Source organism: Pontibacterium sp. (genome assembly GCF_041587635.1).
Taxonomy (GTDB): domain Bacteria; phylum Pseudomonadota; class Gammaproteobacteria; order Pseudomonadales; family Balneatricaceae; genus Pontibacterium.
Genome location: NZ_JBFGYC010000149.1, coordinates 1 through 7691, shown reverse-complemented (window position 1 = coordinate 7691; position 7691 = coordinate 1). Strand labels below are relative to the sequence as shown.

Below are 7691 nucleotides of genomic sequence, written 5' to 3'. Positions count from 1 at the left end.
CGTTATTCACGATGGCACCACCACCGGATTTCAGCATCAACTCAATCTGATATTTCATGCCGTAGAGCACTGCGGAAAAGTTCAGGTCCATCACCTGCTGACACTCTTCATCGCTGATCTCATGCAACGGCAGCAAGTCACTGTGCCCACCGGCATTGTTAAATGCCAGATCCAAACGACCGTAACATTCTTCAATAGTCGCCATCAGCCTGCGCAGCTGTTTCGGCTCTCTGACATCGGTAGGTACACATAGCGCCTGACCGCCCGCAACAGTAATTCTGGCCGCCACCTGCTCCAGTTTTTCCAGCGTACGTCCCGCCAATATGACGGATGCCCCTTGTCGAGCGAGCTCTAACGCTACCGCTTCACCCATGCCGGAACCCGCCCCGGTCACGACGGCTACTTTATCTTTCAACATAAACTGCCTATATGTTCATTTTATTATTAGTGAACATACACATAGCCATACTGGATATTGAATTTCAATTTATTTTCAATGGACAATGACTACCCAAGAGTATCAATACCCCCGCAACGCCATATGTCGCGGAATAGCCGATCTTTCACGACACAGGCTGCATCACACCCTCTTCTCGCCTTCCATGCCACACCATCAAGCCAGCACACACAATCAGCATCACCGCAGCCAGTGCCAATATCAGATAGAGCAATGACAGAGAGCCGGTGGTGTTTTGGATATAACCAGCGGTCAGATTACCGGCACTGCCCCCCATCGCTGAGGCGACCATCCCCAGGCCACTCAGTTGCATGGTTGCGATCGGTGAATAACGCTGCGCCACCCAGGATGAAATAATACCCCAGACCGGAAAGTACATGACCCCGTACCCCACTCCGGCAACAAAAGCATACTGAACCGGGTCAAAGCTAAAGGCCGCGAGCCCCACTGCGTACCCCACCGACATCGTCAGTACAGCAAACGCATGCCCCCTTTTCTCCGCGAGTTTTCCAATAGCGATGCCCGCAATCATTCCGCTGACACCCAGAATCGTCCAGGTGCTACCCGACAATGCCTCACGCTGTGCCAATTCATCTAAGTAAGTGTTGAGCCAGCTGGTGAAGGTGATACAGGTGAAACCCACCAGAAAGTAGATCAAGCAACTCATGCACGCACGGTGTTCGGATAAGACAGCACGAAACATCTGACGCATCGACAGAGACGCATTGTCATAGCTGTCCAGATCATATGCCTGAGACTCCCGGAGCTCAGCGGACGCCGGTAAGGCACGAATCATCTGCAAGGTCAGCAATACCACAACTGCACCAAAACAGGCGGTGAACACCCACGCGCTTTCCCAACCAAACACAGGGATCCACCACAACAAAATCAGACCATTGATACCGTAGCCCCACGCAGTGCCACTACCCGATGCAGACAGGTAGGTCGCCGCTTTATCTGCCGTCACGTGCTGACTGATCAACCCCACAATTGCACCCCAGCAGATCGCCGCACTGCATGCCAGTAGCGACAACACAGCTATCAGCAGTATCGGCTGCACCAGCATCGATAAACCCAGCAACAACGCAGCGCTCGCAATACCCGTTGCTAGCACCATCTGTTCTGCTGAAAGATGCCGACCCAGCACACCAACCGACAATGCTCCACCGAGATAGGCCAATTGTGTCGCGATACCTACTGCTGCCAGGTGCCAGTGCGTCATACCCAATGCGTCTCGCATAAAGGGAAAAAGCGCAGAAAATAAAAAGATACCAAACCCGTGACTCAGGACCTGATTGGCCCCCAGGATAATCGCCATTCTCACCGTCTATGTCTCCAGAACCTCACCGCTTTCCTTTCGCGGTGAGTAAAAAATCGCATTCTAGTGACTTGACCACCTTCAATATATCAATAAATATTGATCGATACTTTCAATAAAATTGAAGATAAAAAATGAAAGATCTTTCCATCCCGCTATTAAGAACGTTCGTTACGGTGGCGCGCACACAGAACCTGACCAATGCCGCCCAGAGCCTGCATAAGGCGCCCTCTACGATCAGTATGCAGCTGAACCGACTGGAGGAGCTACTGGATGCGCGCTTGCTGGAACGTGGCCAATATGGGGTTCGGTTAACCGCCGCCGGACGGCAGTTAGAAGAAGACGCACGCCAACTGATCAATCTGCATGATCAGATCGTTGGTAATTACCAGCACGGTACGATCAACGGGACAGTGCGATTGGGCACCCATGATCAATACGCCACCCGTGCACTCACACCCATATTGGAAGCCTTTGTACTGTCCTACCCTGAGGCCAATCTGGAAGTGTTTAGTGATCATCGCCCACAGCAGCTCATAAAAATGCTGGATGACGGGAAATTGGATATCGCCCTGGTCGAGATGCCACTACGCTCAGAGGGCGGAGAGCGCCTGACACTGGATGAGCTGGTATGGGTACGATCCCAGGCCCATCAGGTTGAACAACGCTCGCCCTTGCCACTGGCGGTGTTCCCTGAAGGTTGTTATCACCGGGAGTGTGCACAAAGCACCCTGAACGATGCCGATATTAATTACCGCATTGCCTTTAGCAGTCAGAGCAGGGCTGGGATTTTAACTGCGGTCAGGGCAGGGATTGGCGTGGGTGTTTTGCCCCGCTCCACCGTCGAACACGATATGATCGTGGTCGAGTCTGGCCTACCTCAGCTGCCCAAAACCAATACCACCCTGTTTATTGCCAAACAGGTTAACGAAGCGTCTACCCGGCTATCGAACACCATCCGCGAAGGTGCACGCAACGGATTGCTTCATTGATATAAAACCCAGTAAAGGTATTAAACGGGAACGGACATAGCCGTCGTCATCAGGCCGTGAAATCCTGAAAGTGCTGCTGTACATACGCTACCCGTTCATCCGGGGATAACGCATGCTCATCCAATGCGGAAACATCACTAAGGCGGTGACTCAAACCCTGATGATTTGCAATCTGTATCGCTAACCCCGGCCGGGCATTAAGCTCTAACAACATAGGACCTTTGCGCGCATCCAACACGATGTCGACCCCCAGATAACCCAGCCCGGACATCTCATAACAGTGAGCCGCCATGTACAACAGCTGCGGCCAGTCAGGAATACGGATTTCAGACAGTGGCATATCCGTATCGGGATGATGTGTGACCGGCCGGTCGAACTGCACCGCATGGGACGCATGTCCAGTGGTAATATCAATCCCCACGCCAACAGCCCCCTGATGCAGATTCGCCTTACCATCTGAGGTGGCCGTCGATAACCGCATCATCGCCATCACTGGAAACCCCCGAAATACAATGATCCGGATATCCGGCACCCCCTCAAAACTGTAATTGATGAACTGATCATCAAAGTGGATCAGATCCTCGATGATCGCTTTATCCGGCTGCCCACCCAGAGAAAACAATCCCGCCAGAATATTGGAGGTGTGTCGCATAATATCAGTGAGTGTCAGCGCTTGGTTATTGGGTTTAAAGTACTGCTGATCATCATGGTCATGAATCACCAGTATGCCCTTACCACCGCTGCCCTTGGAGGGTTTGATACAGAACGCGGGCTGCGAATGCAGCATAGCTTTGATCGCTCTTATCTCATGCTGATAGCGAATCACCCCCAGCAGTTTCGGCACACTCAGACCGGCATCAATCGCCAGCTCCTTCGTTTTGAGTTTGTCATCCACCAGTGGAAACAACCGACGCTCATTATGTCCCGCGATATACTCGATATTGCGCTGATTCATGCCCAGCACACCCAGTTGGCGCAAACGTCTGGGAGAGATAAGCCACCTCATTTAGGCGGCTCCTGTGAACTGCTTGTAAACGGACTGAAACGTACCAGCTCGATCAGGCGGTAACCGGTATAACTCCCCAAAATTAGAATCAAAGCGAGCAACACCAGCTGCAAACCGGGAAAGTTAAAGGTCAGATGCTGGATATAACCATTCGACATCACCAGATATGCCAGCAAAGCAACGAATAACGAGCCACCACCCTGTTTCATCACTTCTTCGCCACCCTCTTCTTCCCACAGCAGCGACATCCTTTCGATGGTCCAGGCGATAATAATCATCGGGAAGAAGATGATATTCAGGCCTTCAACGATCCGCAGGTTGTATGCGATCACAGAGAACGTAGCGGTGAGTAATATCACCACGATGATCACCGCACTGATCCTCGCGACCAGCAACAGATTGAGCCTGGACAGATATCCGCGCACCACCAATCCCGTCACAACCACCAGCACAAATCCGGCCAGACCGGCCCCCAGTGACGTCTGCATCAAGGCTAATGCGATCAGCACCGGCATAAAAGTACCCGATGTCCGCAAGCCCACCAGTACACGGATAATCATCACCACCATGACACCCACAGGAATCAGCAATAAGCCGCGAAACATCTGCTGCTCCTCTTGTGGCAAGCTGTGCAGAGAGACCTGCATGGCACTCACATCACGGTACTTTTGCTCCAGCGCTGTTTGCACCGGCACCACTTCCCGCAACATGGAAAAGCTGACGCGGGTATTGTGCCCACCTTCAAGATCAATCAGCGGCTGATCTTCCATCTCCCAGATCAACAGGCGCTCTGGCCGTCCCTCTTTACCGTTTGTTAGATTAAAGAACGCCACCTGATCTTCGGCATACACCATCAGATACGGCAGGCTATCCTGATTACGTCGGTTGTGCTTTAAGCGGATCGCCGTCACCTCACGCGCGGGAATTTCAGCCAACTGCATCAGTAACAACGCAGCCGCTGCCAGTGAGCGATCCTGTTTCAGCAGCTGCACCTGTTGATCATCCGAACGTAAACCGTTAATCAACTGCGCGGCCATCGTAATCTGATTGGCTGATTGCTGCTGTGCCTGATCAATCAGACGCCCCGCCGCCAGCCTGATCGGATCGGGAAGAATTGGCGGCTCGGATACATCCGGTGGCGGTGGCCAGCCCGCATCTTGTTTATCATCCAGCAAAAACTGCGCGCGGTAATACAGTACCTGCTTACCGGAGGCCTGCTGAGTCGACCAGCGCACCGCCGGGCGTTTTTCTTCGGTCAGATAACTCAAGCCATAGCCTGGAGAGGCAGTCGCTTGCTCCAGTAATGTAAAGCCGGGGTGGGTTTCTGGAATCGCCATCTGAGCGACAATGGCATCCCCGTCGGCGGTAAATTCCAAACGTGCTTCAACACGCCAGACTTCGCGTGTTTCACCCGGCAACCAAGGAATATCCAGATTAATATGCCGATAGATAGCACTACCAAAACCCACTGCAATCAGGAGGGTTACAAGTAAATAGTAGGGGATCTTATCTTGCATGCAGCCCCCTAATTTCTCGCTGCTTTTTTAGGGACTTTCTTCGATGACTTTTTTGTCACCTTGGGCTTTTTCCCCAACACGTACAAACGCGCTACATCAACAACCATCAAGTCCCGTAACACGTTCCTGCCAATCAACACTTCGTACTTCAGGTGGCTACGATCTGCCAGGGTAAATTCACCGACATAGGATATATTCCCCAGCTTGATACCCAGTTTCACCACACGGCGCCGATCCTTACTCGTACTGGCCTGGCGCACGTTGACATAACGCTCCAACACCTTCGAAACCTCGGTACCATCCGCCAAAGTAAAGCGTACCCAGCGTTTACCGTTGCGCTCAAATTCGGAGATATTCGTGGCATTCAATGAAGAGGTGGATGCCCCCGTATCCATACGGGCTTTGGAAATGATTTGCTTGGAACCCAGATCGACCACGGCCCACTCCACCGCGCCGACAATCGTTTTGTTGCGCAATGATTTACGCAGATCCGGGCACGCCTGATCACGCTGATCAGGCCGTATCAGCTTGGCGCGGGCTTTCGCTTCCCGCTCAATGGTTTTGGTCGTCTTTTGTTGTGCCTTGATCAGGTCATTCACCTGAGTCAGGGTCTCGCTGCATTGCTGCGCCGCTAACTGGGCAGCCTGATGGGTATCACGCTGTAAACTCTTCGTTGCTATGCATCCTTGAAGCAAGAGTATCGCGAGCAGCATGGTTAATGCTCTCATCGTAAACTCCGTTGATAGACCAAGCGTAAGCCCCAAGGATTGGCGTCAGATAGCGAGAGACTGCGGGCTTACCTAGTATTGAAGCATAGCTGGCCAAAATGGATGCGTCGATTTTGAAGGTTGAATCAGAAACCATCCTTTGCCCGCAAGGTGGGGGAAAATAAGGGCGAAGCTCAACTGACCAGGATCGAGAACCTTGTAAGAATAAGCGGTATACGAAAGACCTCCGCTGATTGGCTTTGAGGTTCATCCGTTTCAAAGCAGGTCGAGCAACATCTGGCTATAGAGCACTAAACAAAAACCAAACACCGAACCCAGCGGTGGTGCCCAGTGCTTCTTTAAACGGGACTGCGGTGCAATATCCTGAAACAACAGATACAAAATCCCCCCTGACGAGAACAGCATGATCAGGCCGAGAATCATCTGATGGTCACCCAGCAAGAAATACCCACTCAGGCCCGCCAACGGTCCGATCACTACCAGCCAACGCATCACCAGCATCGTCTTATGCTGGCTTTTGTATTGCGCGCATAGCTCACGATAAGCATTAAATCCTTCGGGTAGATTTTGTAATCCCACCAACAATGCCAACAGAGGCGCCACCGGAGACCCCAGTGCCATCAAACCACCCAGTGCAATCGCCTCAGGCACATAATCCAGCACCATCCCCATCAACTGGGGCGACTCACGACGACGCAGCCCTAACGCACGCTCGATCACAAAAAAGGTAAAGCCGCCCGCCAACAACACAGGAATCGACAGCAGCGAGCCATCCATACTTTCAATCCCTTCCGGCACCAATACAAACGCCACCGCCCCCAGCAAAATTCCGCCACCCAGCGCAATACTGAAGTGCCGAAATTCGCGATCCAGCCACCGAGGAAGAATATGCTCAAAACTCGCCAGATAACCGCCCAGAGGAATACAAGCACCTGCCAGCGTGGAGAGCAGTACAATCGTTAATACGTCGAGGATCATCGGAATGTATACCTTAGTGAATCGATACAGCAAGACGCTTAGGTTATACCTAACGTCTGTAGATTAATATGGATGGGGCAAACCGAGCGATCTTCAGAAGGGAAACGAAAAAAGGTGGAGACCCAGGCTCCACCAAGCGCGGTAACGCAAAGAATAACCACGGACAGAAGACCTTCACCGAAGGGGTGGTGAGGTGTCTCAGTACGAATATAACCAGAGGGAATTAAAGGCCCTGCGCGCCGGGCTTGATCTGTTGCTGAACGCCCCGAATTGACTGATCAGCAAGCACATCGAGCGCCGGTCGCAGGATACTCCCCTGCGTTTATAGCAGGTTCGTTTTGTAATCCACGATGAAGCGGATATCGTTGATACGCGGTACAACTGCATCGTCGCCATCAACATTGGCTACACGCAAACGCAGGTTCAGGCCTTTCGCCGCGCCGTCCTGCAGGGTGTATTTCACGTCGACGTTAGTTTCATGACGCTGACCGTCATCACCACCGGCATGGTCGATATCCCAGCTTTCAGTGTGACGCGCCATCAGGTGCAGACCTGGAATGCCCGGTACGTCATAGTCGATACGTGCCTGCAAAGACTGTTCGTCTTTAGCGTTGAAATCTAGCAGCTGTACAGCACCCCAAGTGAAGAACTGGGTGTTATCCGCGCCGCCCCATTTCTGATCGTAAGCATCGCTG

Annotated in this window: 8 protein-coding genes; 1 reads left to right on the top strand and 7 read right to left on the bottom strand. The window is 52.3% G+C overall.

The genetic code is table 11. The annotated features are described in order from the left end of the window. Both ABYW01_RS09360 and ABYW01_RS09355 read right to left on the bottom strand, forming a co-directional pair. The coding region (locus ABYW01_RS09360) for an SDR family NAD(P)-dependent oxidoreductase (protein ID WP_372832289.1) at positions 1-418 on the bottom strand (418 nt) is incomplete at its 3' end. A gap of 145 nt (positions 419-563) precedes the next feature. Then, on the bottom strand, positions 564-1775 hold the full coding sequence (locus ABYW01_RS09355; protein ID WP_372832287.1) for an MFS transporter: 1212 nt from the start codon (positions 1773-1775) through the stop codon (positions 564-566). Between the two features lie 134 nt (positions 1776-1909). Between ABYW01_RS09355 and ABYW01_RS09350 the strand changes: the two genes are divergently transcribed. Then, on the top strand, positions 1910-2767 hold the full coding sequence (locus ABYW01_RS09350; RefSeq protein ID WP_372832286.1) for a LysR family transcriptional regulator: 858 nt from the start codon (positions 1910-1912) through the stop codon (positions 2765-2767). 49 nt (positions 2768-2816) lie between these two features. Here ABYW01_RS09350 and ABYW01_RS09345 read toward each other — a convergent pair whose 3' ends face one another. From ABYW01_RS09345 to ABYW01_RS09325, 5 genes are all read right to left on the bottom strand, one after another. Beyond that, the gene (locus ABYW01_RS09345; RefSeq protein ID WP_372832285.1) at positions 2817-3773 is read right to left on the bottom strand and encodes an alpha-L-glutamate ligase-like protein; all 957 of its coding nucleotides are present in this window, start codon (positions 3771-3773) and stop codon (positions 2817-2819) included. Then, on the bottom strand, positions 3770-5290 hold the full coding sequence (locus tag ABYW01_RS09340) for an inactive transglutaminase family protein (RefSeq protein WP_372832284.1): 1521 nt from the start codon (positions 5288-5290) through the stop codon (positions 3770-3772). The genes ABYW01_RS09345 and ABYW01_RS09340 overlap by 4 nt, the downstream gene beginning before the upstream one ends. An 8-nt stretch (positions 5291-5298) precedes the next feature. Then, the gene (locus ABYW01_RS09335; RefSeq protein WP_372832283.1) at positions 5299-6018 is read right to left on the bottom strand and encodes an ATP-dependent zinc protease; all 720 of its coding nucleotides are present in this window, start codon (positions 6016-6018) and stop codon (positions 5299-5301) included. Positions 6019-6273: 255 nt separating this feature from the next. Then, positions 6274-6996: a ZIP family metal transporter gene (locus ABYW01_RS09330; RefSeq protein WP_372832281.1), complete on the bottom strand. Its 723-nt coding sequence runs from the start codon at positions 6994-6996 to the stop codon at positions 6274-6276. A 322-nt stretch (positions 6997-7318) separates the two neighbouring features. Then, on the bottom strand, positions 7319-7691 hold a 373-nt coding region (locus tag ABYW01_RS09325; RefSeq protein ID WP_372832280.1), incomplete at its 5' end, for an OprD family outer membrane porin.